This is a genomic window from Pseudomonas sp. Sample_16 (assembly GCF_004307665.1).
In the GTDB taxonomy this organism is placed as follows: domain Bacteria; phylum Pseudomonadota; class Gammaproteobacteria; order Pseudomonadales; family Pseudomonadaceae; genus Aquipseudomonas.
Genome location: NZ_RCOB01000113.1, coordinates 1 through 25,978 on the forward strand (window position 1 = coordinate 1; position 25,978 = coordinate 25,978).

Consider the following 25,978-nt stretch of genomic DNA (forward strand, 5'->3'; position numbering starts at 1 on the left):
GAGGTCGCTGTCCAACCGACCGGCATCCCAATCCTGACTCATGCTGTCACTCCTTGCCCTATTCGATGGTAGATACAAAACCGGCCCGCAGGAGCGAGGCTTGCCCGCGAAGAGTCCCTTGGGGACGCCAAAAGCTTCGCGGGCAAGCCTCGCTCCTACAAGGCCGGTTCTTACTTAGTTGTTGTACAGGTCGATGATCGCGCTGACTGCCTGGGTCTTGACCTTGGAGGCATCGTTGCGTGCCTGCTCGATCTTGTTCAGATAAGCCTCGTCGACATCGCCAGTCACATACTGGCCATCGAACACAGCGCAATCGAACTTGTCGATCTTGATCTTGCCGCCACCGACCGCTTCGATCAAGTCAGGCAAGTCCTGATAGATCAGCCAGTCGGCGCCGATCAGGTCGGCCACGTCCTGGGTCGAACGGTTGTGGGCGATCAGTTCGTGGGCGCTCGGCATGTCGATGCCGTAGACGTTCGGGAAACGCACGGCCGGTGCAGCCGAGCAGAAGTAGACGTTCTTGGCGCCCGCTTCACGAGCCATCTGGATGATCTGCTTGCAGGTGGTGCCGCGCACGATCGAGTCGTCCACCAGCATCACGTTCTTGCCGCGGAATTCCAGTTCGATGGCGTTGAGCTTCTGGCGTACGGATTTTTTCCGTGCAGCCTGGCCCGGCATGATGAAGGTCCGGCCGATGTAGCGGTTCTTCACGAAGCCTTCGCGGAACTTCACGCCCAAATGGTTGGCCAGTTCCAGGGCCGCGGTGCGGCTGGTGTCCGGAATCGGGATAACCACGTCGATGTCATGCTCAGGACGCTCGCGCAGAATCTTCTCGGCGAGCTTCTCGCCCATGCGCAGGCGGGCCTTGTATACCGAAACACCGTCGATGATCGAGTCAGGGCGCGCCAGGTAAACGTGTTCGAAAATGCACGGTGTCAGGGACGGGTTGGTCGCGCACTGACGGGTGTGCAGCTTGCCGTCTTCAGTGATGTAGACCGCTTCGCCCGGCGCCAGGTCGCGAATCAAGGTAAAACCGAGCACGTCGAGGGAAACGCTTTCGGAAGCAATCATGTACTCAACGCCTTCGTCGGTATGACGCTGGCCAAACACGATCGGGCGGATGCCGTGCGGATCGCGGAAGCCGACGATGCCGTAGCCGGTGACCATCGCCACGACAGCGTAACCACCGACGCAACGGTTGTGCACGTCGGTCACGGCAGCAAACACGTCTTCTTCGGTCGGCTGCAACTTGCCGCGCTGGGCCAGTTCGTGGGCGAACACGTTAAGCAGTACTTCCGAGTCAGAGCTGGTGTTGACGTGGCGCAGGTCAGATTCGTAAATCTCCTTGGCCAGCTGTTCAACGTTGGTCAGGTTACCGTTGTGCGCCAAAGTGATGCCGTAAGGCGAGTTGACGTAAAACGGTTGAGCTTCGGCCGAAGTCGAGCTGCCCGCGGTCGGATAACGCACATGGCCAATGCCCATGTGGCCGACCAGCCGTTGCATGTGACGCTGATGGAAAACGTCACGTACCAGGCCATTGTCCTTGCGCAGGAATAACCGGCCATCATGGCTGGTCACGATACCGGCAGCGTCCTGGCCGCGGTGCTGGAGGACGGTTAGCGCGTCATACAGCGCCTGATTGACGTTCGACTTACCGACGATACCGACGATGCCACACATGCGACGCAACCCCTACTTAATGGATCTGAACTGAACACAACTCACTGAGGCGTTTTGGCCGTCGGCAAGAGGTGCTCCTTGAACGGAATATCAGCGGGTACGCTGATTCCGCTGGCAAGCCACTGACTGCTCCACCCGAGGATCAGGTTTTTGGACCAGTCGGCGACCAATAGAAATTTTGGCACGAGCTGTGACTGCTGCCACCACTCGTCCTGCTGTACCGGCCCCAGGCTCAACAGCCCGACCGCCACGACCACCAGCAACACGCCACGCGCGGCGCCGAAGGCCATGCCGAGGAATCGATCGGTCCCGGACAACCCGGTGACCCGTACCAATTCGCCGATCAGATAATTGATCATTGCGCCCACCACCAGGGTGGCGACAAACATGATGGTGCAGCCCGCGATCACGCGAGCCGATGGCGTCTGGATATATCCGGCGAGGTACTCGGACAGTGAGCCACCAAACATCCAGGCAACAGCTCCTGCGATGATCCAGGTCACCAGCGACAGTGCTTCTTTGACGAAGCCGCGGCTCAGACTGATCAATGCAGAGATGGCGACGATTGCAACGATCGCCCAGTCAACCCAGGTAAATGGCACAGTGCAGCCTACAGACGGATAAGGCGGCGCATTTTAGCAGAGCCCATGCTTATCGGTAAGCTGCGATTGTCAGTGCATTTCAAATCGCTGCGATAGATTTAGCCGCGTTCTGGCTGAAAGCGCACCACGAACCCCTTGAGGTTCTGCTGGCGATTCAACAAGTCGCGCAGACGATCGGCTTCGGCGCGTTCGATCAGCGGCCCGACAAACACCCGATTCTTGCCGTCGGCAGTGCGGATATAGGCGTTGTAGCCTTGGCTGCGCAGGGTTTTCTGCAGCTTTTCCGCGCTTTCACGGTTGGCCAGGCTGGCCAGTTGCACCGACCAACTCACCGACAGACCATTGGCGTCGACACGGCTTTGCGTGGTGTCTGGCTTACCCGGTGCCGCGCTGATTGGTTGGGACGGCGCAGTCGCCGGCTTCGCGGCCAATGCCGGAACCGGTGCCGGCGCAGGCGGCGGCGTGACCGGTTTTGCCGTTGGCGCGGGAGCGACCGGTGCAGCCGGTGCAGCAGGTGCAGGCGCTGTAACCGGTAGTTCTTGCTGGGCGATTTCGTCGTCGCTCGGCACAGGTTCTTGCGGCAAGGCTTGCGGCTCGGGCACTACGACCGGCTCCACTTGAACCTGCGGCATCGCTGGCGCCTGAGGGGCGGACGGGGCTTCGACCGTTACCTGGCGCTGCTCATCCTGACGGGAGAACAGCATCGGCAGGAAAATCACGGCCAGTGCGACGAGTACGAGCGCGCCAACCATGCGCTGTTTGTAGGCCTTATCCAGCAATGCCATTTGCCGCTTCCTCCGTGGAGCGCCGAGCCAGCCACTCAAGGGCCTCGGCGACACAATAAAATGATCCGAACAACAATATTTCATCGTCGCTCGTTGCCAGCGCGCACTGCCCTTCCAGGGCGGCCGCCACGCTGTCATAGCATGCTACCGACGCACCGCGCTTGAGTAGCGCATCTTGCAGATCGGCCACCGGCCGCGCCCGTGGCGAATCCAGCGGAGCGACAGCCCAGTGCTCGACACTAGCATTCAATTCGCCAATAACACCATCCAGATCCTTGTCGGCCAGCAATCCGAACACCGCCAGGCGTTTGCCAACCGGAGGACGACTGGCCAATCGCCGGGCCAGATACTCCGCCGCATGGGGGTTATGCCCCACGTCCAGTAACAGATTAAGACGCTTGCCCTGCCAGTTGAACTGCCGGCGATCGAGACGACCGACCACCCGCGTCGCTTGCAGCGCCTGGACAATCTGCGCATCGACCCACGGCAGACCCAGCAACAGATACGCCTGCAAGGCGAGCGCCGCATTCTCCATCGGCAAATCGAGCAGCGGCAGGTCGTGCAACTCGACGGCGTGCCCCTGAATGTCCAGGCCGCGCCATTGCCAGTTGTGATCGGTGACCCCGAGATCGAAATCGCGCCCACGCAGGAAAAACGGGCAGGCAAGCTCGCGCGCTTTGTCCAGCAGGGGTTGCGGGGGATTGAGGTCGCCACACAGCGCAGGCGCGCCCTGGCGGAAGATACCAGCCTTCTCGAAGGCCACGGATTCGCGGGTATCACCCAGGTAATCCGCATGATCGACGCCAATGCTGGTGACCAGCGCCATATCGGCATCGACCACATTGACCGTATCCAGGCGCCCGCCTAGACCGACTTCCAGCACCACAGCATCGAGCCCGGACTGTTGAAACAGCCAGAACGCGGCCAATGTGCCCATTTCGAAGTAAGTCAGGGAAGTGTCACCACGCCCCGCCTCCACCGCAGCGAAGGCCTGGCACAGTTCGGCGTCAGTGGCTTCGACGCCATTGACCTGCACCCGCTCGTTGTAACGCAGCAGGTGCGGAGAATTGTAGACACCGACTTTCAGGCCCTGGGCGCGCAGCAATGAAGCCACAAACGCACAGGTGGAGCCCTTGCCGTTGGTGCCGGTGACCGTGATCACCCGAGGCGCCGGCTTGCCCAGTCCCATGCGGGACGCTACCTGTTGCGAGCGCTCAAGGCCCATGTCGATGGCCGAAGGGTGCAACTGCTCAAGGTAGGCGAGCCACTCGCCAAGGGTACGTTGGGTCATATATTGGCAGGCACCGGTGGGACGACGATCGGTTCGATTGGTGCAGCGACGAATTTCGGCGTCGGCAGGCCCATCATTTGCGCCAGCAGGTTACCCAGGCGTGGGCGCAGTTCCTGACGGTGAATGATCATGTCGATCGCGCCGTGCTCCAGCAGGAACTCGCTGCGCTGGAAGCCTTCCGGCAGTTTTTCGCGCACGGTCTGCTCGATCACGCGCGGACCGGCAAAGCCGATCAGGGCTTTCGGTTCGCCGACGATAACGTCGCCGAGCATCGCCAGACTGGCAGAAACACCACCGTAGACCGGATCGGTCAGTACCGAGATGAACGGAATGCCTTCTTCACGCAGACGCGCCAGCACCGCGGAGGTCTTGGCCATTTGCATCAGGGAAATCAGCGCTTCCTGCATCCGCGCACCACCGGAGGCGGAGAAGCAGATCATCGGGCAGCGTTTTTCCAGGGCGTAGTTGGCGGCGCGCACGAAGCGCTCACCGACGATGGCACCCATCGAACCGCCCATGAAGGAGAATTCGAACGCCGACACCACGACCGGCATGCCCAGCAGCGTACCGCTCATGGACACCAGCGCATCTTTTTCGCCGGTCTGCTTTTGTGCAGCGGTCAGGCGATCCTTGTACTTCTTGCCGTCACGGAATTTCAGGCGGTCGACCGGCTCCAGGTCCGCACCGAGTTCGGTACGGCCTTCGACATCGAGGAAAATATCGATACGGGCGCGGGCGCCGATACGCATGTGGTGGTTGCACTTGGGGCAAACGTCCAGGGTCTTTTCCAGCTCCGGACGATACAGCACAGCCTCGCAAGACGGGCACTTGTGCCAAAGACCTTCAGGCACCGAGCTCTTCTTGACCTCGGAACGCATGATCGAAGGGATCAGTTTGTCTACTAACCAGTTGCTCATGCTTTCTTTCTCCAGTACCGGCGGCCCGAACGCTCTGGTTCGCAGCCCCGCGTATGCCCTTGAGCTAAATTCATATGTGTGGCGATGATCGTCGAGCGCACACGGTCAGCGCGAAACTTGACCTGCGTGCAACTGCGAAAACCCTCAGCCCTGCCTGCTTTTTGCAAGTGCAGTTAAAGACGGCGGCAGTGTGCCAGCCGTCACATCGCAAACCGGATCAAAAGATCGCAGCCTGGTTTCACTCGACAGCCCCTGCAACAGCCTTGATGAAGGCGTGAATCTTTGCATGATCCTTGATGCCCTTGCTCGCCTCTACCCCGCCGCTGACATCCACGGCGTAGGGCCGGACCCGCGCCACTGCCTCGGCGACGTTATCCGGGGTCAGTCCACCCGCCAGAATAATCGGCTTGCTCAAGGCTTGCGGTATCAATGACCAGTCGAAGGCTTCACCGGTTCCCCCGGGGATGCCTTCGACATAGGCATCGAGCAAAATACCGCTGGCACTCGGGTAAGCGTCGCAAGCGACCGCAATGTCATCACCGGCCTTGACCCGCAACGCCTTGATATATGGATGCCGCCAGCCTTCGCACTGCGCTGCTGTTTCATCACCATGAAACTGCAACAGGTCCAACGGCACCGCATCGAGGATCTCAGCCAGTTCGGCGTGACTGGCATCGACGAACAATCCAACAGTCGTGACAAACGGTGGCAGTGCCTTGATGATCGAGCGCGCCTGCTCCAGCGTCACAGCCCGCGGGCTTTTTGCGTAAAACACAAACCCTATGGCGTCGGCCCCGGCTTCGACCGCTGCCAACGCATCTTCTATGCGGGTAATCCCGCAAATCTTGCTGCGAACGGCTGACATGTCGTTAAAACCTCACGGCAAATCCGAGAAAGTCCCGGATGGTAACAAAAGCGTTCGAGGGCGTCAGCCGTCAAGTTCGGAGAACCCGGTAAGGAAATGCGGCCCGATGTAACGCTCGGGCAGTTCGAACTCATCGTGGTACTCGACTTGCACCAGATAAAGGCCAAACGGATGTGCCGTCACCCCGCCCGTTCGACGGATACGGCTCTCCAGTACTTCCTTCATCCACTCCACCGGGCGCTCACCAGCACCGATGGTCATCAGCACACCGGCGATGTTGCGCACCATGTGGTGCAGGAAGGCACTGGCGCGGATATCCAGCACGATCATCTTGCCGTGGCGCGTCACGCGCAGGTGATGCAGCTCCTTGATCGGCGACTTGGCCTGGCACTGACCGGCGCGGAAAGCGCTGAAATCATGGGTGCCCACCAGGTACTGCGCCGCCTCGGCCATACGCTCGACGTCCAGCGGACGGTGGTTCCAGGTGATCTCTTCGTTCAGGTGCGCCGGGCGGATCTGATCGTTGTAGATGACATAGCGATAACGGCGAGCGATGGCTTTGAACCGCGCATGGAAGTGCGCCGGCATGGCCTTGGCCCAGCTGACGCTGACATCGTGGGGCAAGTTGATGTTGGCGCCCATGACCCAGGCTTTCATCGAACGCTCGACCTGGGTATCAAAATGCACCACTTGCCCGCAGGCATGCACACCGGCATCGGTTCGCCCGGCGCACAGCAGCGAAACCGGTGAATCGGCGACTTTGGACAAGGCGTTTTCGAGGGTTTCCTGCACGGTGAGCACACCGGAAGCCTGGCGCTGCCAGCCGCGATAACGCGAACCTTTGTATTCAACACCCAGTGCGATCCGGAAAAAGCCGTCGGCCGCCATTTCAGCAGCCGGGTTATCAATATTTGCCAAGGGGGAACAGCCTGCTGAAGTACGCAAAGGCAGGCATTATAAGGTGCTCGGCCGGGGATGCCAGTAGATATCCTGTGACTGTTCCGGCCTCATCGCGGGCAAGCCCGCTCCCACAGGGATTTATGTCAACCGCAAAACCTGTGGGAGTGGGCTTGCCCGCGATGAGGCCCTGAAAGACAACATCGAAACGACCGCCTGAAACAAAAACGGCAGCCTCGAGTGGGCTGCCGTTTCATTTGCAACGATTGACTCAAGCCAAACGCGAAAGCATTTCCTTGGCTTCGCTCTTCTGACCGTCATCACCTTCGGTCACCACCTCATTGAGGATGTCCCGGGCGCCGTCGTTGTCGCCCATGTCGATGTAGGCCTGGGCCAGATCGAGCTTGGTCGCGACCTCATCGGTACCGGACAGGAAATCGAAATCCGGCTCGTCGTCCACTGTCGCCAGGGCATCGTCCACGGTGAAGGTTGGCTCACTGATGCTCTGTGACAGGCGATCCAGCTCGGCGTTGACGTCATCCAGCTCGGATTCGAATGCATCCGGAGTGGTTGGAGCGTCCATCTCATCGGCCAATGACAAGTCGAAATCGGCTGGCAGTTCCAGGTCATCCAGCGGAGCTTCGGCCACTGCGGGAGTGTCGACCGATGGCAGGTCCTTCACGTCTGCGTCCAGATCCAGCAGGAAATCGTCTTCCGCCAGCAGGGCCGGAGACGGCTCGCCACCGAGATCCATGTCCAGGTCGAAATCCGACAGGTCACCCAGGTTGTCCTTGATTTCCGTCTGCTGCTGCAGCACCGACTCGAAGCTCAGATCGTCGTCCAGCGGGAAATCTTCAAGTTCGTCCAGGGTCGCGGCCGGCTCGGGCTCCACCACAGGTGCTGGCGGAGCGGCTACCGGGGTGATGTTGTCCAGATCATCGAGACTGAGGTCGAAGGCGCTGTCGAGATCGTCACCAGCCGGCGCTGGGTCGGCTGGGGCCGCTACCGGCGCCACGTTTTCCAGATCGTCGAGGCTCAGATCGAAAGCGCTGTCGAAGTCATCGTCGGCCGGTGTCGGTTCTGGTGCTTGCGGCTCGTCCAGCAACAGGTCCTTGACGTATTGTGCGTCCAGTTCGGCAGCGGCCGCCGCCGCGGCGATACCGCCCGCCGCAACCAGCGCCATGGCCGGGAAACGGCTTTTCAGTTTTTCGACCTGGGCGAAGTTGTCGCCGTTGGCCACCAGTTGACGTTCCTGAACCACGAAGGCATCGCGGTCGCCCTGCAAACCGTAGACTTCCATCAGTTTGAGGCGTAGATCACTGCGCTGCGGCTCTTGCTTGACGCCCTCTTCCAGCAACGCGGCAGCCTGATTGAGACGACCGGCTGCGATGTGCGACTGGGCTTGACCCAACACGTCGTCGGAGCGCTCGGCCGCCGGCGAGACCAGTGGCGCGGCAATCGGTGGCGTTACCACGACCGGCGTAATCACCGGCGCCGGGGCTGGGGCTGGCGCGGGTGCCGGAGCAGTCGCAAGATTCACGCTTGGCGGTGGAACCTCCAGGCCTTCGAAGCTGCTTTCAGGCAAGTCGAGATCAGCAGAAAACTCCTGCTCTTCGGACAAGGCGCGAGCCATGCGCAGATGTTTCTCGGCTTCCTGTTGAGCTTTGCGGCGACGTGCCAGCAACAGCAGCAAGAGCAACACAACCACTGCCCCGCCACCCGCCAGGCCCAACAACCACGGATTGGTCAGCAGTTCGTTGAATTTCTGCTCGTCGGAGACAGCAGGCGCCGGCTCAACCGGTTGCTCGGTTGGCGCTGGAGCGGTTTCAGGCGCAGCCGCCGCAGGTGCTGGTGCCGGGGTTGCTTCGGCAGGTGCCGCCGCCGGGTCCGCCGCCAGTTCCGCCGTGATGGCAGGCGCTGTTGCCGCAGCCGGCGCACCCGCTGCACCTTCGGCTTGCAACTTGGCCAGTTGATTGTTCTTCAGTTCGATCAAACGCTGCAGCTTGTTCAACTGGCTTTGCAGATCGGTCATGCGGCTTTTCAGTTCAGCGTTGTCACGACGCGTCGTATCAAGGCTTTCCTGGGTGACCGCGAGTTTGTTACTCAGGGCCTTGGCATCGCCTGCCGGCCCCTTGCCCGCAGCCTTGCCGGATTCAGCGGAAACCAGGCTCAGGTTGTCCCGGCCGGCTTGCGTGGACACGGCTTCGCCACGGCCACGATTAGTGGCATCAAGTTGCTGCTGCCCGGTTCCAGGCTTCGCTACATAGCGGCGGCCCTGGCGCCAGGCGGTGTTCTGCGCAGCGACTTCGGCCATGGCTTTGGGTTGCGCCAGGCTGGTGCTCTGCGCCTGATCCGGCAGACGCAACACTTGGCCGGTTTTAAGCCGGTTAATGTTGCCGTCGATAAAAGCGTCCGGGTTCAGCGCCTGGATGGCCAGCATGGTTTGTTGAATCGAACCGCCATTACGCGCCTTCGCCGCGATTTCCCACAGGGTATCGCGCGACGTGGTGGTGTATTCGGACGGTTTGGTCGCAGCGGTGACCGGCGTGGTGCCGGTCGGTGCAGGTTGCGCAGCCGCTTCAGCGGTCTGCGGCGAGAATTTGGAAGGATCGAGCAGCACGCTGTAATCGCGTAGCAGGCGACCGTTTGGCCACATCACCTGAACCAGGAATTTCACCATCGGTTCAGAGAGTGGTTTGCTGGAGGTCACACGCAGAATGCTTTTGCCGCTGGCGTTCAGCACAGGGGTAAACGTCAGGTCGTTGAGAAACGCCTGGCGATCGACACCGGCCTTGGCGAAATCTTCAGGTGAAGCCAGGCTCGGCACCACTTCGGCAGCGGTGAGTTCCTTGACGTCCAGCAATTCGATTTCCGCCACCAACGGCTGGTTCAGCGTCGATTTCAGGGTCAGCTCCCCGAGCCCGAGGGCATGCGCCATACCGGAGGACAGCGCCGAGGCGGCCGCTATTGCTAACACCAGTTTGCGAACTTGAACCATAGCTCATCCTTAGTTTGAACATTCCTCGGCCAGCGAGAAGGTGTTGATAGTCGCTGCCGTAAGGCATTGCGCGCGGCGACGAAGGGTCGTCGCGCGCGATTGTTTCGTGCATGCCCCGGAAAGCCCCGCAGGGTGGCTGACCTTCAGCATCCCGGCAAGCATGACGCCGACCCGGAATCATTCGAAAATTGTTGCCAAGTATCTTTTACAGCAGGTCTTTTATCAACAATTCGGCCAGCTGCACAGCATTGAGCGCGGCCCCTTTGCGTACGTTATCTGACGTCAGCCACAAATTAAGTTCCGACAGGTCGTCGATACCGTGGCGAACCCGACCAACGTAGACCACATCCTGCCCTACCGCATCGCCGACCGGTGTCGGGTAATCACCCGCCTCGACCAGTTCGATACCGGGTGCATCCTCCAGCGCGGCATTGACTTTCACCAGATCGATGGTGCTTGCAGACTGCAGGGTCACGCTAAAGCTATCGCCAAAAAACACCGGGGCTTGAATGCAAGTGACAGAAATTTTCAGCGAAGGCAGCGCCAGCACCTGACGCAGTTCACGCACCAGGCGTTTTTCCAGAAGTGTATGGCCCTGCTCGTCCGGCTTGCCGACTTGCGCCAGCAAATTGAAAGCCATCTGCCGATCGAAGAATTTGGGTTCCAGTGGACGCACGTTGAGCAGTTCGGCGGTCTGTCGCGCCAGTTCGCTCACCGCTTCACGGCCTTGGGCAGACACTGCCAGGTTGGCGGTCAGGTTGATGCGCTGCAAGTCGAGCAAATCCAGCAGCGGCGCCAGCACCACCGCCAATGTGGTGGCCGACGGACTCGGGCTGCTGACCTGAAACGGTTTTTTCAGGCCAGCCAGCACTTGGGCATTGGCTTCCGGCACCACTTGCGGCGCCTGATCGGCGGGCAAGGCGCCGGACAGGTCGATGATCGAGCAACCGGCCGCCGCGGCACGGGAGGCGAAACTCAAGCTGGCCGCCGGACCTGCGGCGAAGAACACCAGCTGCACCTTGCCGAAGTCGAACTCATCGACCTCTCGCACCCGCACATTCTTGCCCCGGAACGGCACCGAACTGCCAGCGGACTCACTGCTGGCCAACAGGTGCAGGTCGCCGACCGGGAAATCGCGCTCTTCGAGTATCTGCACCAGCGTTTCGCCGACAGTACCGGTGGCGCCGATCACGGCAATATCAATGGACTGGCTCATGGTTCTACCTCTGGCGAAACGGCGGGAGCGGCACTTTACCGGGTGGTGGGTGTACAGGCAATTTCTGCCCACCACGATCGTTCCCACGCTCTGCGTGGGAATGCATCCCGTGACGCTCCGCGTCACAGCCTCGACAGCGGACGCAGAGCGTCCATGGCGGCATTCCCACGCAGAGCGTGGGAACGATCGGACGCGGGGCGTGGGAATGATCGGTGGGGATAAAAAAACCCGCACCTCCTTCAAGGCACGGGTTCTTTCATTGCAGCTATCGATCAACGCTCAAGCAGAATCCGCAACATGCGACGCAGCGGCTCGGCCGCGCCCCACAGCAGTTGGTCGCCAACGGTGAACGCGCCGACGAACTGCGAGCCCATGTTCAGCTTGCGCAGACGGCCAACCGGAATGTTCAGGGTGCCGGTGACCTTGTTCGGGCTCAGCTCCTGGATGCTCGCATCGCGGTTGTTCGGCACCAGCTTGACCCATGGGTTGTGCTGGCTGATCAGACCTTCGATATCAGCAATCGGCACGTCTTTGTTCAGCTTGATGGTCAACGCCTGGCTGTGGCAGCGCATGGCGCCGATGCGCACGCAGATGCCATCCACCGGGATCGGGCTCTTGAAGCGACCGAGGATCTTGTTGGTTTCGGCTTGGGCTTTCCACTCTTCGCGGCTTTGACCGTTTGGCAGTTCCTTGTCGATCCACGGGATCAGGCTGCCGGCCAACGGTACGCCGAAGTTTTCGGTCGGGTACGCGTCGCTGCGCATGGCTTCGGCCACTCGACGGTCGATGTCGAGGATCGCGCTGGCCGGATCGGCCAGTTGATCAGCGACAGCGGCGTGGGTTGCGCCCATCTGCTTGATCAGCTCACGCATGTTCTGTGCGCCGGCACCGGAAGCCGCCTGGTAAGTCATGGCGCTCATCCACTCGACCAGACCGGCTTCGAACAGGCCACCCAGGCCCATCAGCATCAGGCTGACGGTGCAGTTGCCGCCGATGTAGTTCTTGGTACCCGCGTCCAGCTGCTGGTCGATGACCTTGCGGTTGACCGGGTCCAGTACGATGACCGCGTCATCCTGCATGCGCAGGCTGGAAGCGGCGTCGATCCAGTAACCCTGCCAGCCGGCTTCGCGCAGTTTCGGGAAGACTTCGCTGGTGTAGTCGCCACCCTGGCAGGTCAGAATCACGTCGAGGGTTTTCAGCTCTTCAATGCTGTAAGCGTCCTTGAGCGGAGCAATGTCCTTGCCCACGGACGGGCCTTGGCCACCGACATTGGAAGTGGTGAAAAACACCGGTTCGATAAGATCGAAATCCTGCTCTTCCAGCATCCGCTGCATGAGCACGGAACCGACCATACCGCGCCAACCGATCAGACCTACACGTTTCATCGCAACTACACCTTCTTGAAATGTGGGCCGCTGCTTTCAGGGGTGAAATGGGCAGCGGGCCCGAGAGATTACAGATTCCGCAGCGCGGCGACTACTGCGTCACCCATTTCCTGCGTCCCGACTTTAGTGCAACCGGCCGACCAGATGTCGCCCGTGCGCAAACCTTGATCCAGCACCAGGCTGACGGCTTGTTCGATGGCATCGGCCGCGACCTGCTGGTTGAAGCTGTAACGCAGCATCATCGAAACCGACAAAATGGTCGCCAGCGGGTTGGCAATGCCTTTGCCCGCGATGTCCGGCGCCGAACCGTGGCACGGCTCGTACATGCCTTTGTTGTTGGTGTCCAGGGACGCCGAAGGCAGCATACCGATGGAACCGGTGAGCATCGACGCCTGGTCGGACAGAATGTCGCCGAACATGTTGTCGGTGACGATCACATCGAACTGCTTGGGCGCACGCACCAACTGCATGGCGGCGTTGTCGACGTACATGTGGCTCAGTTCGACTTCAGGGTAATCCTTGGCCACTTCCTCGACAATTTCACGCCACAGTTGGCTGGACGCCAATACGTTGGCCTTGTCCACCGAGCACAGCTTCTTGCCACGCACCATGGCCATGTCGAAGCCGACGCGGGCGATGCGGCGTATTTCGCTTTCACTGTACGGCAGGGTGTCGTAGGACTGACGCTCGCCGTTTTCCAGGGTGCGGGTGCCGCGTGGCGCGCCGAAGTAGATGCCGCCGGTCAGCTCGCGAACGATCAGGATGTCCAGGCCGGCAACGATTTCCGGCTTCAGGCTGGAGGCTTCGGCCAATTGCGGGTACAGGATCGCCGGGCGCAGGTTACCGAACAGACCCAATTGCGCACGGATTTTCAGCAGACCACGCTCAGGGCGGATGTCACGCTCAATGGCATCCCATTTTGGGCCGCCAACGGCGCCCAGCAGCACGGCATCGGCTGCGCGGGCACGCTCCAGGGTTTCGTCGGCCAGCGGCACGCCGTGCTTGTCGATGGCCGCGCCACCGATCACGTCATGGCTCAGCTCGAAGCCCAGGTCGAACTTGTCGCTGGCCAATTCCAGCACTTTGACCGCTTCGGCCATGATTTCCGGGCCAATACCGTCGCCTGGGAGAATCAGAATCTGCTTGCTCATGCTTTCCTCATGTCTTCTGTCGGCGCGCCATCAACCGGCGCGCCCGGAAAAATGCTTATCGTTCGACGCTTATCGTTCAGCCATCAGCACCAGCACATCGGTGCTGAACGAACCATCGGCCTCAATCTGAAAATATTCGCGTACTTCGTTGCCCATCGATTGCTGCAATTCGCGGATCGCCGCGCGCATCACTTCAGGTGTACGCATGCGCTCGACCCAGCTGTTGTATTCCAGACGTAGCCGCTGACGACTAGTGCTGCGGGTATGCAACCCCGCCTCGCTGACCTGCCGCAACCACTCGCCAGCAGAATAATCGCGCACATGGCTGGTGTCGCGCAGCACTTCGACGCTTTGCAGGTAAGTGTCGAACAACGGGCTGCCCGGTGACAACACGTCGACGAACGCCGCCACGCCACCCGGTTTCAATACCCGGCGCACTTCGCGCAAGGCCAGGCCAAGATCGCTCCAGTGGTGCGCCGAATAACGGCTGAACACGAAGTCGAACTCGCCATCGGCAAACGGCAAGCGTTCGGCGGCGCCGTTAACCGTGATCACGTTGCTCAAGCCACGATCGACGGCAGCGGCAGCGACCACGTCGAGCATCTGCTGCGACAGGTCGTAGGCCACCACTTCTTTCACCAGCGAAGCGACGTGAAAACTGACGTGGCCGGCGCCGCAGCCCAGATCCAGCACCCGGGCATCGCCCTGCCCCGCCAGCTCGGCCTGTAGCAGCGCAAATTCAGTGCCTTGAGCGTGTACGGCGCTGCTCAGGTAGGCGGCGGCCTGTTCACCGAATTGCTTCTGGACTACCTGACTGTGCTGGGCGGTGCTGGTCATGGGGACTTCCTTTTTCGGGGTCTAGTCTTGTAGTGCCTGGGCCGTCGTCATCGCGAGCAAGCTTTGCTCCTACAAGTCTGTGGCGCTCACAAAACCTGTAGGAGCTGAGCTTGCTCGCGATGAGGCCGGCCCTGGCTACATCGATTTCGGATCAAGCGTCGCGGAACAACCACGGCTGGCTCACACGGTGTTTGGCTTCAAACGCTGCAATCGCATCGCCGTCCTGCAAGGTCAGGCCGATATCGTCCAGGCCGTTGAGCAGGCAGTGTTTGCGGAACGCGTCGATTTCGAAACTCAACACCTTGCCATCCGGGCGGGTCACGGTCTGGGCTTGCAGATCGATCTGCAACTGATAACCCGGTTCGGCTTCGACCTGCTTGAACAGTTCATCGACTTCGGCATCGCTCAAGATGATCGGCAGCAAGCCGTTCTTGAAGCTGTTGTTGAAGAAGATGTCGGCGTAGCTTGGCGCGATGATGCTGCGGAAACCGTACTCTTCCAGCGCCCATGGCGCGTGTTCACGACTGGAGCCGCAACCGAAGTTCTCGCGGGCCAACAACACGCTGGCGCCTTGGTAACGCTCGGCATTGAGCACGAAGTCCTTGTTCAGCGGACGCTTGGAGTTGTCCTGATACGGTTGGCCCACATCCAGATAACGCCATTCATCGAACAGGTTCGGACCGAAACCGGTGCGTTTGATCGACTTCAGAAATTGCTTCGGAATGATCTGGTCGGTGTCGACGTTGGCACGATCCAGAGGCGCGACAAGTCCAGTGTGCTGGGTAAAAGCTTTCATGCTGCGCTCCTTAGATCAATTCACGGACGTCGACGAAACGACCGTTCACAGCGGCGGCGGCGGCCATGGCCGGGCTGACCAGGTGAGTACGACCACCGGCACCCTGACGGCCTTCGAAGTTACGGTTGGAAGTCGAGGCGCAATGCTCGCCACTTTCCAAACGGTCCGGGTTCATCGCCAGGCACATCGAGCAACCCGGCTCGCGCCATTCGAAACCGGCGTCGAGGAAAATCTTGTCCAGGCCTTCCGATTCAGCCTGCGCCTTCACCAGACCCGAGCCCGGCACCACGATGGCCTGCTTGATGGTCGAAGCCACCTTGCGGCCCTTGGCGATCACGGCCGCAGCGCGCAAATCTTCGATGCGCGAGTTGGTGCAGGAGCCGATGAATACGCGGTCGAGCTGAATGTCGGTGATCGCCTGATTGGCGGTCAAACCCATGTACTTCAAGGCGCGTTCGATGGAACCACGCTTGACCAGGTCCATTTCCTTCGCAGGGTCCGGCACGTTCTGATCCACGGCCAGCACCATCTCGGGCGAAGTGCCCCAGCTGACTTGCGGCTTGATCCGGGTTGCATCGAGTTCGACGACGGTGTCGAACTTGGCATCGGCGTCAGACACCAGGTCTTTCCAGGCTTCGACGGCCAAGTCCCATTCCGCGCCTTTCGGAGCGAACGGACGGCCCTTGACGTAGGCCACGGTTTTTTCGTCGGCGGCCACCAGGCCTACACGAGCGCCGGCCTCGATGGACATGTTGCAAATGGTCATGCGGCCTTCGACGGACAGGTCGCGAATCGCGCTGCCGGCGAATTCGATGGCATGGCCGTTACCGCCCGCGGTGCCGATCTTGCCGATGACGGCAAGAACGATGTCCTTGGCGGTCACGCCGAACGGCAATTGCCCTTCGACACGCACCAGCATGTTTTTCATTTTCTTGGCGACCAGGCACTGAGTGGCAAGCACGTGCTCGACCTCAGACGTGCCGATACCGTGGGCCAGAGCGCCGAACGCGCCGTGGGTCGAGGTATGGGAGTCGCCGCAGACCACGGTCATGCCCGGCAAGGTTGCGCCCTGCTCAGGGCCGATGACGTGGACGATGCCTTGGCGGACGTCGTTCATCTTGAACTCGACGATGCCGTATTCATCGCAGTTGTCGTCGAGGGTCTGAACCTGCAAACGCGAGACCTGGTCGGCAATGGCTTCGATGCCGCCCTTGCGCTCCGGAGTGGTCGGTACGTTATGGTCCGGGGTCGCGATGTTGGCATCGATGCGCCATGGCTTGCGCCCGGCCAGACGCAGGCCTTCGAAGGCTTGCGGCGAGGTCACTTCGTGGATGATGTGACGATCGATGTAGATCAGCGCAGAGCCATCGTCGCGCTGCTTGACCAAATGCGAATCCCAGAGCTTGTCGTAGAGCGTTTTGCCGGCCATCAGACGTTTCCTCATCAGCTTGTTTCTATGCCCCGGGCTTTGAGATTTTCAATAACCCTTTGGCTTGTGAGGCTGATCCTATGGGGTTACATTAAATAACTCAAATTCATATTTTTTATGCTTTGGATAACCAACTGGAATGCGACCATGGACCTGGCCAACCTTAATGCCTTTATTGCCATTGCCGAGACAGGTAGCTTCTCCGGCGCGGGAGAACGGCTGCACCTGACGCAACCGGCGATCAGCAAGCGCATCGCCGGGCTCGAGCAACAACTGAAGGTGCGCCTGTTCGACCGGCTGGGCCGCGAGGTCGGGTTGACCGAGGCCGGTCGCGCCCTGCTGCCGCGGGCTTACCAGATATTGAATGTCCTCGATGATACGCGCCGCGCCCTGACCAATCTCACAGGCGAGGTGACCGGTCGTCTGACCCTCGCCACCAGTCACCACATCGGCCTGCACCGTTTGCCTCCCTTATTAAGGGAGTTCACCCGGCGCTATCCCGCAGTGGCATTGGATATTCAGTTTCTCGATTCCGAAGTGGCCTACGAAGAAATCCTCCATGGCCGTGCCGAACTGGCGGTTATTACCCTCGCACCGGAGCCCCATGGGCTGGTCAAGGCCACGCCGGTGTGGGATGACCCGCTGGACTTCGTGGTCGCCCCGGAGCATTCGCTGCTCAACAATGGCGCAGTCAACCTGGCGGATATCGCCCGGCACCCGGCGGTTTTCCCCGGGGGAAACACCTTCACCCACCACATCGTCCAGCGTCTGTTCGAAGCCCAGGGCCTGACGCCGAACATCGCCATGAGCACCAACTACCTGGAAACCATCAAGATGATGGTGTCGATCGGCCTGGCCTGGAGCGTGCTGCCACGCACAATGCTCGACGATCAAGTTGCGCGGATACCTTTGCCGGGCATACAACTGTCTCGCCAGCTAGGCTATATCCTGCACACAGAACGGACGTTGTCGAATGCGGCACGGGCCTTCATGGCCTTGCTGGATGCTCAGATCGATCTGCCAGGGACTCACGGCTAACTTGTGCTACTCCTATAGAGCCGCGAAATCCCGTGCCATATGTTCAATTCAGCCTAAGGCTTGCCAATGCCGAAATCTGTTGACCGTGTTCCGCCGATGCCGCGTATCCAGGCACTTGACCCCAAACGCTCCGAGCAGAGCTGGGAAAGTGCCCCACAATTACTGGCAGCCCTGAACGGCGCGCGTTTGGGTGCCTGGTATTGGGACATCGAACGGGGACAGATCAGTTGGTCGCGGGGTACCCAGGCGCTGTTTGGCTTCGATCCCCGGCAACCGCTGCCGGAAGACCTCGAATACCTCGATTTGCTGCCGCCCGAAGACCGGGCGAAAACCGTGCGCGCCTTCCACGCGGTGATTGCCGGCGCACCGCTGGAACAGGCGATGCACCACCGCATTCGCTGGCCCGACGGCAGCCTGCATTGGCTGGAAATCAACGGCAGCCTGTTGCCGGACAAACACGGCCGGCCCCGGATGATCGGCGTGATCCGCGAGATCACCCACCAGCGCCAGCGCGAACAGGCGCTGAGCAGCTCGGAAAAACGTTTCGCCACACTGTTTCACCTGTGCCCGAACATGGTCCTGCTGACCCGCCAGGAAGACGGTTTGATCACCGAAGCCAATCAATATTTCGAAAGCCTGTTCGGTTGGCCGGTGCAAGATGCGATCGGTCGCACCACACTGGAACTGGGCCTGTGGGTGCACCCCGAACAACGGGCGGAGCTGGTCAAGGCCACCAAGGCCAAAGGCGAGTTGACCAGCATGGAGGTGCAATTTCGCGCCAGCAACGGGCAGATTCATGACGGTATCCTCAGCGCGCAAAAGGTCGAACTCGAAGGCCAGCCCTATTTGCTGAGCACGTTCCTCGACACCACCGACCGCAAAGCCGCCGAGCACGCGTTGAAGGACAGCCAGGAACGCCTCGACCTGGCGCTGGACTCTGCGCAACTCGGTACCTGGGACTGGCACATTCCCAGCGGCATGCTTTACGGTTCGGCCCGCGCCGCACAGTTGCACGGCCTGGACGCCAAGCCCTTCCATGAATCCTTCGACGAGTTCTTCGAAGGCGTGCCGGGCGAAGAACGCGACACCATGCGTGACGCCTATCGCAGCCTGCGCGAAGGCCCGGCCGGCAACTATCAGCTGACCTATCGCGTGCAACTGCCGGATGGCAGCTCGCGTTACCTGGAAAGCCGCGCCCGCCTCTACCGCGATGAAAACGGCCTGCCACTGCGCATGGCCGGCACCCTGCTCGACATCACCGATCAGGTCGAACGCGAACAACGACTGGTGGCCTCCGAGGAGAAATTCGCCACGCTGTTCCAGGTCAGTCCGGACCCGATCTGCGTGACCCGCCAGGACACCGGACAATTCATCGAGATCAACTCCAGCTTCACCCAGACCTTCGGCTGGACCACCGCCGATGTGATCGGACGCAGCGCCGATGAAATAGGCCTGTGGGACGCCTCGGCAAAAAGTTTGCAGCGGATCGAACAGGTGATTCGCGAACAAGGCCTGAGTAACGTAGCGATTGTCGTCCAGCACAAAAACGGACAAACCCTGACCTGTGTAATTTCCAGCCGGCAGATCAGCGTCGGTGACCAGCCGTGCATCGTTACCACCCTGCGCGACATCACCCAGCAACAGCGCTCGGAGGCGGCGCTCAAGGCCAGCGAAGAGAAATTCGCCAAGGCGTTTCACTCCAGCCCCGATGCCATCACCATCACCGAGCGCGACACCGGGCGCTACCTGGAGGTCAACGACGGTTTCTGCCGCCTGACCGGTTACCGCGCCGGCGAGGTCATTGGCCGCACGGTGTATCAGGTGGGAATCTGGGCCGAAGAGAAACAACGTTCGGCGTTGTTGGCCGAGTTGCAGATCAAGGGTCGGGTGCATCACCAGGAAATGCTCGGACGCAACAAGCGCGGCGAGTTGCTCACCGTCGAGGTCTCGGTGGAACCGATCACTCTCAACGAAACCGCGTGCCTGCTGCTGACCGCACGGGACGTCAGCTTGCTGAAAAACGCCGAGGCGCAGATCCGTCACCTGGCCTACCACGACCCGCTGACCAACCTGCCCAACCGCGCCTTGCTGATGGATCGGCTCAGCCAGCAGATTGCCCTGCTCAAACGCCACAATTTGCGTGGCGCGCTGATGTTCCTCGACCTCGACCACTTCAAGCACATCAACGATTCCCTCGGCCATCCGGTGGGCGATACCGTGCTGAAGATCATCACCGCACGCCTGGAAGCCAGTGTGCGCATGGAAGACACCGTCGCGCGGCTGGGCGGCGATGAATTCGTGGTGTTGCTCAGCGGTCTTGAAGGCTCGCGCAACGACGTCAGCGCCCAGGTGCGGCAACTGGCCGACACCTTGCGCGAATTGCTGTCGGAACCGATGTTCCTCGACGGCCAGCGCCTGCAAGTGACGCCGAGCATCGGCATAGCGCTGATTCCCGACCACGGCTCCACGCCCACCGACCTGCTCAAACGCGCCGACATCGCCCTTTACCGCGCCAAGGATTCGGGGCGCAACACCGCGCAGATGTATCACAACACCATGCAGAAGGCCGCGAGCGAGCGCCTGCGCATGGAAACCGACCTGCGCCTGGCGCTGTCCCGCGGTGAGTTTCGCGTGCATTACCAGCCACAACTCGATGCCCGCGACAACCGCATCGTCGGCGCTGAAGCACTGGTGCGCTGGAACCATCCGGAGCTTGGTGCGCAATCGCCCGCAGAGTTCATCAAAGTTCTGGAGGACAGCGGTTTGATCCTCGAGGTCGGCACCTGGATTCTCGATGAAGCATGCCAGGCTTGCCGGCTGATGATTGCCAACGGACTGGTGGACCCGCTCGATTTCAGTCTGTGCGTGAACATCAGCCCACGGCAGTTCCGCCAGGCCGACTTCGTTGAGCGCGTCGAAGAAAGCCTCACCCGCTACGGCCTGCCTTGCTCGCTTTTGAAACTGGAAATCACCGAAGGCATCGTCATCCAGAACCTGGAAGACACCATCAGCAAAATGCGTCGCCTGAAAAAACTCGGCGTCAGTTTCGCCATGGACGACTTCGGCACCGGTTATTCATCTCTGACCTATCTCAAGCGCCTGCCGGTCGACACCCTGAAAATCGACCAGTCGTTCATCCGCGACGCCACCACCGACCCCAACGACGCCGAGATCATCCGCGCCATCGTCGCCATGGCCCGCAGCCTGGAATTGAAGGTGATCGCCGAAGGCGTGGAAACCGCTGAGCAATTGGCGTTTCTGCAGGGATTGGGCTGCCACTTTTATCAGGGGTATTTGCATAGCCAGCCGTTGCCGGTTGAAGAGTTTCAAAAACTGCTCAGGTAACACCTCTTTCTCGTAGGAGCATGGCTTGCCCGCGATGGCGATTTCATGGGTGTCATCGCGGGCAAGCCATGCTCCTACAGTGCTCTGCACGCTTTCATACCTCTGTATGAATGGTTAAAACCAATACATCACCCCACTGAACCTGTGTAGGAGAGACGCCGCACCGGTGTGCGCCGTACATTGATCCCACGCATTCGGTCCGCGGACAAACGTCCTGCACCGCTAGTCAAATGATCGCGACAACCGATCATTTTCCCGAAGCAACACCCCGGCGTCTCTTCCCGATCACACGGCCGGGTTTTCTGCGCCCGCATACTCGTTATGCGGGCGCTTTTTTTTGACATAAAGGTGCTCCATGGGTGAATACCGCAAATTATGGTGGTCGCTGATTGGCGTCCTCGGCGTGACCTTCTGCCTGCTCGGCTGGTTCGGCCACGAGATTTACCGGCAGGCGCCACCGATCCCGGAAACTGTACAAAGCGTCGAGGGCAAAACCCTGTTTCGTGCCAGCGACATCCTCGACGGCCAGACGGCCTGGCAGGGCATCGGTGGCATGCAGCTGGGTTCGATCTGGGGCCATGGTGCCTATCAGGCGCCGGACTGGACCGCCGACTGGCTGCACCGCGAACTGCTCACCTGGCTCGACCTGGCGGCGCAGCAGAATTATGGCAAGCCTTACCAGCAAATCGATGATGATCAGCAGGCCCTGCTGCGTCATCAACTCAAACGCGAATACCGCGGCAATCGACTTGTCGACGGCACACTGGTGCTCAGCGATCGCCGCGTCGAGGCCATCGCGCAAACCGCCGAGTATTACCATGCCCTTTTCGGCAATGACCCGGCGCTGCATCACAGCCGCGAAAGCTTTGCCATGAAAGAAAACACCCTGCCCGATAGCGCCCGGCGCCAGCAGCTCACGCGCTTTTTCTTCTGGACGGCCTGGGCTGCCGCCACCGAGCGCGAAGGCCAAAGCGCGACATTCACCAACAACTGGCCCCACGAGCCGCTGATCGACAACCACCCGACCGCCGAAAACATGGTCTGGTCCATCGTCAGCATCGTCGTACTGCTGGCGGGTATCGGTTTTCTGGTCTGGGGCTGGGCGTTTTTGCGCAACCACGACGAAGGCCAACCCAAGGTCCCGGCCCAGGACCCGCTGAGCCTGATCAGACTCACGCCTTCGCAAAAAGCCCTGGGCAAATACCTGTTGCTGGTCGGAGCGCTGTTCGGTTTTCAGGTGCTGATGGGTGGCGCGACCGCGCACTACACAGTCGAAGGCCAGGATTTCTACGGACTGCCGCTGTCGAAATGGTTTCCGTACTCACTGACCCGAACCTGGCATTTGCAAAGTGCTATGTTCTGGATCGCCACTGGTTTCCTCGCGGCGGGGCTGTTTCTGGCGCCGTTCATCAATGGCGGCAAAGACCCCAAATGGCAGAAGCTCGGAGTGGATGTGCTGTTTTGGGCGCTGGTAATGGTGGTCGTGGGTTCCTATGCCGGCAACTTCCTCGCCATCGCCCAATTGATGCCGGCGCAATGGAGCTTCTGGCTGGGGCACCAGGGTTACGAATACGTTGATCTGGGCCGTCTGTGGCAAATCGCCAAGTTCGCCGGGATCGTGTTCTGGCTGGTGCTGATGTTGCGCGCAATGGTGCCCGCCTTGCGTCAGCCGGGCGATAAAAACCTGTTGGCTCTGCTGGCCGCGTCGGTGGTGGCGATCGGTCTGTTCTATGGCGCTGGCCTGTTCTATGGTGAGCGCACCCATCTGTCGGTCATGGAGTACTGGCGCTGGTGGGTCGTGCACCTGTGGGTCGAAGGCTTCTTCGAAGTGTTCGCCACCACCGCCCTGGCCTTCATTTTCACCAGCATGGGACTGGTCTCGAAACGCCTGGCCACCAGCGCCACTCTCGGCTCGGCCTCGCTGTTCATGCTCGGCGGTGTACCCGGGACTTTCCACCACATCTACTTCGCCGGGACCACTACGCCGGTGATGGCGGTCGGCGCAACCTTCAGCGCCCTGGAAGTGGTACCGCTGATTCTGCTCGGACATGAAGCCTGGGAAAACTGGCGCCTGAAGGAACGCGCGCCGTGGATGGCCCGGCTGCGCTGGCCGTTGCAGTTCTTCATCGCCACCGCGTTCTGGAACATGCTCGGTGCCGGGGTGTTCGGCTTCCTGATCAACCCGCCGATTGCGCTGTATTACATTCAGGGCCTGAACACCACGCCGCTGCATGCCCATGCGGCGTTGTTCGGGGTTTATGGCTCGTTGGCACTGGGCTTCAGCCTGCTGATCCTGCGCTATCTGCGACCTAACCTGCAGTTCAATGACCGACTGATGAACACCGGTTTCTGGTGGCTCAACGGCGGGCTGATGCTGATGATCGTTACCAGCCTGTTGCCGATTGGCATCCTGCAGTTTTACGCCAGCGCCAGCCAAGGGCTGTGGTACGCCCGAAGCGAAGCGTTCATGCAGCAAGACCTGCTGCAAACCCTGCGGTGGGTGCGTACGTTCGGCGATGTCGTGTTTCTGGTCGGCGCGTTTGCGCTGATCTGGCAGATCGCTGGCGGCTTGCTGTTTTCGTCGCGCCATCCCCGTGGAATCGAAGCAGCGGCAGTCAAGGGCCAACGTTAAATTGCAGGCAGTAAAAAGGGCGCCGTTGGCGCCCTTTCCTGTTGCTCTGGATTAGTGTTGCAGAGCCGGTTTTTGCGTCCCGTTGATCGGGATACGCTTGGCTTTCGCCTCTTCTGGCACTACCCGCAGCAAGTCGATGCTCAACAGACCGTTGCTCAGGCCAGCGGATTTGATCTCGATGTGGTCCGCCAGACGGAACGACAATTTGAAGGCCCGCTGGGCGATGCCTTGGTGCAGGAAGGTCACGCCTTCGTTGCCGTCACGTTTGCCGCCACTGATGGTCAGCACACCCTTCTCGACTTGCAACTCCAGGTCTTCTTCCTGGAAACCCGCCGCGGCCACGACGATGCGGTATTGGTCGTCGCCGTGTTTTTCCACATTGTAGGGTGGATAGCTGCTGCCTGGCTCGTTACGCAGGGCGGTTTCAAACAGGTCGTTGAAACGGTCGAAGCCTACCGAGGAACGGAACAGAGGCGCCAGGGAAAATGCAGTAGTCATGATTCAAATCTCCTGAAAACAATCAGCAAGGTTTTGTGTCTCCGCGACCCGAATTCGGCATCGCGTAACCCATACATAGGGACCACTGATTGCTTTTCAAGAGCGCATTTTCTGCTTTTTTAATAAAGAGCTTCAGGCCGCTTCGGCCACCGGCAGACCCAGCAAACGCGATACGTTATCCAGCTCGGTCTCACGCCGCAGCACCGTGAACAGCTCGACAGCCTCGGGATAATTGCGCGTCAACATCGCCAGCCATTGCTTCAAGCGGCCAGGCGATTGCCGCGCAGTCATCTGCGCCTTGGCTTGCAACCAGAAATCCTGGATCAACGGCAACAGCTCGGTCCAGGTCATTTCCACGACCTCTTCACCCGCTCGTGCGGCGGCGATTTGCCTGGCCAGATCGGGACGCGAAACCAGGCCGCGGCCGAGCATGATGTCTTCCACACCGCTGATTTCGCGGCAACGGCGCCAGTCGTCGACGCTCCAGATATCACCGTTGGCGAACACCGGCACCTTGACCACGTCCTGCACCCGCGGAATCCATTCCCAGTGCGCTGGCGGCTTGTAGCCATCCACTTTGGTCCGGGCATGCACCACGATGTGTTCCGCCCCGCCTTCGGCCAGCGCCGTGGCGCAAACCAGCGAGCCGTCCGGGCTGTCGAAACCCAGGCGCATTTTCGCGGTAACAGGAATGTGCGCTGGAACGGCGCGACGGACATGCTCGACGATCCGGTTAAGCAGCTCGGGCTCTTTGAGCAGCACAGCACCGCCACGGGATTTGTTCACGGTCTTGGCCGGGCAACCAAAGTTCAGGTCGATCACCTCGGAACCCAGCTCACAGGCCAGCGCGGCGTTTTCCGCCAGGCATACAGGATCGGAACCGAGCAGTTGCACACGCAGCGGTACACCGGAGGCCGTGCGGGCGCCGTTGAGCAGCTCTGGGCCGAATTTGTGGAAATAGGCCGGCGTGAGCAACTGATCGTTGACCCGAATGAACTCGGTCACACACCAATCGATGCCACCCACTCGGGTCAGCACGTCGCGCAGGATGTCGTCGACCAACCCCTCCATGGGCGCCAAAGCAATTTGCATGAAAAAACACACTCAACGAAAAAACGTGCGGCAGTTTACTGGATTATCGAGCGAAAGACTTGCCACACAGTCTTGTCAAATCAGGACCTGTAAGGCCGGGCCATAGCCTTCGATGAACTCGGCCGGCATGCGCTTGGGCTTGCCGCTGGACAGCTCAATGCAGACGAAGGTGGTTTGCGCCCGCAACAAGGTCGAATTGTCACTTGGACGCTTGAGCTGGAAATGCCGGGTCATTTTGAGGCGCTGATCCCAATCGACGATCCAGGTCGCCAATTGCAACTCATCACCTTCATAGGCGGCAGCCAGGTAATCAATTTCGTGCCGAACCACTGCCATGGCCCGGTCCAGGCGACGGTATTCGACCAGATCCAGGCCAAGGCGCTGGGAATGGCGCCAGGCACAGCGTTCGAGCCAGGTCACGTACACCGCATTATTGGCGTGGCCCAAACCGTCAATGTCCTCGGCGCCCACTTGCAAATCAATGATGAACGGCGTTGCCCGATCCCAGCCCATGCCCCACTCCC

20 protein-coding genes are annotated in these 25,978 nt (G+C 60.4%); 3 read left to right on the top strand and 17 right to left on the bottom strand.

The genetic code is table 11. The features are described from left to right. Positions 1-174 precede the first annotated feature (174 nt). The 14 genes from purF to leuC all read right to left on the bottom strand — a co-directional run bounded on the left by purF (position 175) and on the right by leuC (position 16,849). A complete protein-coding gene (gene purF / locus D8U69_RS16265; RefSeq protein WP_034150926.1) occupies positions 175-1,680 on the bottom strand; it encodes an amidophosphoribosyltransferase in 1,506 nt (501 codons plus the stop codon). Positions 1,681-1,721: 41 nt separating this feature from the next. After that, positions 1,722-2,282 carry a CvpA family protein gene (locus tag D8U69_RS16270; RefSeq protein WP_056853700.1) on the bottom strand — a complete coding sequence of 187 codons (561 nt, stop codon included), beginning with the start codon at positions 2,280-2,282 and terminating at the stop codon, positions 1,722-1,724. Between the two features lie 98 nt (positions 2,283-2,380). Next, on the bottom strand, positions 2,381-3,067 hold the full coding sequence (locus D8U69_RS16275; protein WP_130907717.1) for an SPOR domain-containing protein: 687 nt from the start codon (positions 3,065-3,067) through the stop codon (positions 2,381-2,383). Then, complete coding sequence (folC, locus tag D8U69_RS16280) at positions 3,051-4,358, bottom strand: bifunctional tetrahydrofolate synthase/dihydrofolate synthase (RefSeq protein ID WP_130905371.1); 1,308 nt, start codon at positions 4,356-4,358, stop codon at positions 3,051-3,053. Before folC ends, D8U69_RS16275 begins: the two co-directional genes overlap by 17 nt. Further along, positions 4,355-5,275, bottom strand: a complete 921-nt coding sequence (accD, locus tag D8U69_RS16285) for an acetyl-CoA carboxylase, carboxyltransferase subunit beta (protein ID WP_056853703.1) — start codon at positions 5,273-5,275, stop codon at positions 4,355-4,357. Before accD ends, folC begins: the two co-directional genes overlap by 4 nt. Before the next feature lie 238 nt (positions 5,276-5,513). Further along, positions 5,514-6,140 carry a phosphoribosylanthranilate isomerase gene (locus tag D8U69_RS16290; protein WP_130907718.1) on the bottom strand — a complete coding sequence of 209 codons (627 nt, stop codon included), beginning with the start codon at positions 6,138-6,140 and terminating at the stop codon, positions 5,514-5,516. Between the two features lie 63 nt (positions 6,141-6,203). Further along, complete coding sequence (truA, locus tag D8U69_RS16295; protein ID WP_130905381.1) at positions 6,204-7,028, bottom strand: tRNA pseudouridine(38-40) synthase TruA; 825 nt, start codon at positions 7,026-7,028, stop codon at positions 6,204-6,206. 280 nt (positions 7,029-7,308) lie between these two features. Continuing rightward, positions 7,309-10,035: a FimV/HubP family polar landmark protein gene (locus tag D8U69_RS16300; RefSeq protein ID WP_130907719.1), complete on the bottom strand. Its 2,727-nt coding sequence runs from the start codon at positions 10,033-10,035 to the stop codon at positions 7,309-7,311. 205 nt (positions 10,036-10,240) lie between these two features. Continuing rightward, positions 10,241-11,251 (bottom strand): aspartate-semialdehyde dehydrogenase, encoded by a 1,011-nt coding sequence (locus D8U69_RS16305; RefSeq protein WP_130907720.1) that lies wholly within the window; start codon positions 11,249-11,251, stop codon positions 10,241-10,243. A 272-nt stretch (positions 11,252-11,523) separates the two neighbouring features. After that, on the bottom strand, positions 11,524-12,636 hold the full coding sequence (gene asd, locus D8U69_RS16315; RefSeq protein ID WP_056853708.1) for an aspartate-semialdehyde dehydrogenase: 1,113 nt from the start codon (positions 12,634-12,636) through the stop codon (positions 11,524-11,526). Between the two features lie 68 nt (positions 12,637-12,704). Further along, a complete protein-coding gene (gene leuB / locus D8U69_RS16320; protein ID WP_130907722.1) occupies positions 12,705-13,787 on the bottom strand; it encodes a 3-isopropylmalate dehydrogenase in 1,083 nt (360 codons plus the stop codon). A gap of 69 nt (positions 13,788-13,856) precedes the next feature. Beyond that, positions 13,857-14,624, bottom strand: a complete 768-nt coding sequence (locus tag D8U69_RS16325) for a class I SAM-dependent methyltransferase (RefSeq protein ID WP_130907723.1) — start codon at positions 14,622-14,624, stop codon at positions 13,857-13,859. A gap of 151 nt (positions 14,625-14,775) precedes the next feature. Then, positions 14,776-15,420, bottom strand: a complete 645-nt coding sequence (leuD, locus tag D8U69_RS16330) for a 3-isopropylmalate dehydratase small subunit (protein WP_130907724.1) — start codon at positions 15,418-15,420, stop codon at positions 14,776-14,778. Positions 15,421-15,430: 10 nt separating this feature from the next. Continuing rightward, the gene (leuC, locus tag D8U69_RS16335) at positions 15,431-16,849 is read right to left on the bottom strand and encodes a 3-isopropylmalate dehydratase large subunit (RefSeq protein WP_056853712.1); all 1,419 of its coding nucleotides are present in this window, start codon (positions 16,847-16,849) and stop codon (positions 15,431-15,433) included. Positions 16,850-16,996: 147 nt separating this feature from the next. Between leuC and D8U69_RS16340 the strand changes: the two genes are divergently transcribed. The 3 genes from D8U69_RS16340 (at position 16,997) to D8U69_RS16350 (ending at position 23,864) form a co-directional block, all read left to right on the top strand. After that, a complete protein-coding gene (locus tag D8U69_RS16340) occupies positions 16,997-17,887 on the top strand; it encodes a LysR family transcriptional regulator (protein ID WP_056853713.1) in 891 nt (296 codons plus the stop codon). Between the two features lie 66 nt (positions 17,888-17,953). Continuing rightward, a complete protein-coding gene (locus D8U69_RS16345) occupies positions 17,954-21,232 on the top strand; it encodes a PAS domain S-box protein (protein WP_130907725.1) in 3,279 nt (1,092 codons plus the stop codon). A 355-nt stretch (positions 21,233-21,587) separates the two neighbouring features. After that, on the top strand, positions 21,588-23,864 hold the full coding sequence (locus tag D8U69_RS16350; RefSeq protein WP_130907726.1) for a nitric-oxide reductase large subunit: 2,277 nt from the start codon (positions 21,588-21,590) through the stop codon (positions 23,862-23,864). 51 nt (positions 23,865-23,915) lie between these two features. Here D8U69_RS16350 and D8U69_RS16355 read toward each other — a convergent pair whose 3' ends face one another. From D8U69_RS16355 to D8U69_RS16365, 3 genes are all read right to left on the bottom strand, one after another. Further along, positions 23,916-24,362, bottom strand: a complete 447-nt coding sequence (locus D8U69_RS16355) for an Hsp20 family protein (protein ID WP_056853716.1) — start codon at positions 24,360-24,362, stop codon at positions 23,916-23,918. 132 nt (positions 24,363-24,494) lie between these two features. Next, a complete protein-coding gene (locus D8U69_RS16360) occupies positions 24,495-25,454 on the bottom strand; it encodes a tRNA-dihydrouridine synthase (protein WP_130905378.1) in 960 nt (319 codons plus the stop codon). A gap of 75 nt (positions 25,455-25,529) precedes the next feature. Then, positions 25,530-25,967, bottom strand: coding sequence for a thioesterase family protein (locus D8U69_RS16365; RefSeq protein ID WP_056853718.1), 438 nt, complete (start codon positions 25,965-25,967; stop codon positions 25,530-25,532). Between the last annotated feature and the right edge of the window lie 11 nt (positions 25,968-25,978).

Coding starts and splice junctions, on each gene's coding strand:
- purF (WP_034150926.1), bottom strand. CDS start 1,680: ATGTGTGGCATCGTCGGTATCGTCGGTAAGTCGAACGTCAATCAGGCG.
- D8U69_RS16275 (WP_130907717.1), bottom strand. CDS start 3,067: ATGGCATTGCTGGATAAGGCCTACAAACAGCGCATGGTTGGCGCGCTC.
- folC (WP_130905371.1), bottom strand. CDS start 4,358: ATGACCCAACGTACCCTTGGCGAGTGGCTCGCCTACCTTGAGCAGTTG.
- accD (WP_056853703.1), bottom strand. CDS start 5,275: ATGAGCAACTGGTTAGTAGACAAACTGATCCCTTCGATCATGCGTTCC.
- D8U69_RS16290 (WP_130907718.1), bottom strand. CDS start 6,140: ATGTCAGCCGTTCGCAGCAAGATTTGCGGGATTACCCGCATAGAAGAT.
- truA (WP_130905381.1), bottom strand. CDS start 7,028: ATGGCGGCCGACGGCTTTTTCCGGATCGCACTGGGTGTTGAATACAAA.
- D8U69_RS16300 (WP_130907719.1), bottom strand. CDS start 10,035: ATGGTTCAAGTTCGCAAACTGGTGTTAGCAATAGCGGCCGCCTCGGCG.
- D8U69_RS16305 (WP_130907720.1), bottom strand. CDS start 11,251: ATGAGCCAGTCCATTGATATTGCCGTGATCGGCGCCACCGGTACTGTC.
- asd (WP_056853708.1), bottom strand. CDS start 12,636: ATGAAACGTGTAGGTCTGATCGGTTGGCGCGGTATGGTCGGTTCCGTG.
- leuB (WP_130907722.1), bottom strand. CDS start 13,787: ATGAGCAAGCAGATTCTGATTCTCCCAGGCGACGGTATTGGCCCGGAA.
- D8U69_RS16325 (WP_130907723.1), bottom strand. CDS start 14,624: ATGACCAGCACCGCCCAGCACAGTCAGGTAGTCCAGAAGCAATTCGGT.
- leuD (WP_130907724.1), bottom strand. CDS start 15,420: ATGAAAGCTTTTACCCAGCACACTGGACTTGTCGCGCCTCTGGATCGT.
- leuC (WP_056853712.1), bottom strand. CDS start 16,849: ATGGCCGGCAAAACGCTCTACGACAAGCTCTGGGATTCGCATTTGGTC.
- D8U69_RS16340 (WP_056853713.1), top strand. CDS start 16,997: ATGGACCTGGCCAACCTTAATGCCTTTATTGCCATTGCCGAGACAGGT.
- D8U69_RS16345 (WP_130907725.1), top strand. CDS start 17,954: ATGCCGAAATCTGTTGACCGTGTTCCGCCGATGCCGCGTATCCAGGCA.
- D8U69_RS16350 (WP_130907726.1), top strand. CDS start 21,588: ATGGGTGAATACCGCAAATTATGGTGGTCGCTGATTGGCGTCCTCGGC.
- D8U69_RS16355 (WP_056853716.1), bottom strand. CDS start 24,362: ATGACTACTGCATTTTCCCTGGCGCCTCTGTTCCGTTCCTCGGTAGGC.
- D8U69_RS16360 (WP_130905378.1), bottom strand. CDS start 25,454: ATGCAAATTGCTTTGGCGCCCATGGAGGGGTTGGTCGACGACATCCTG.
- D8U69_RS16365 (WP_056853718.1), bottom strand. CDS start 25,967: ATGGGCTGGGATCGGGCAACGCCGTTCATCATTGATTTGCAAGTGGGC.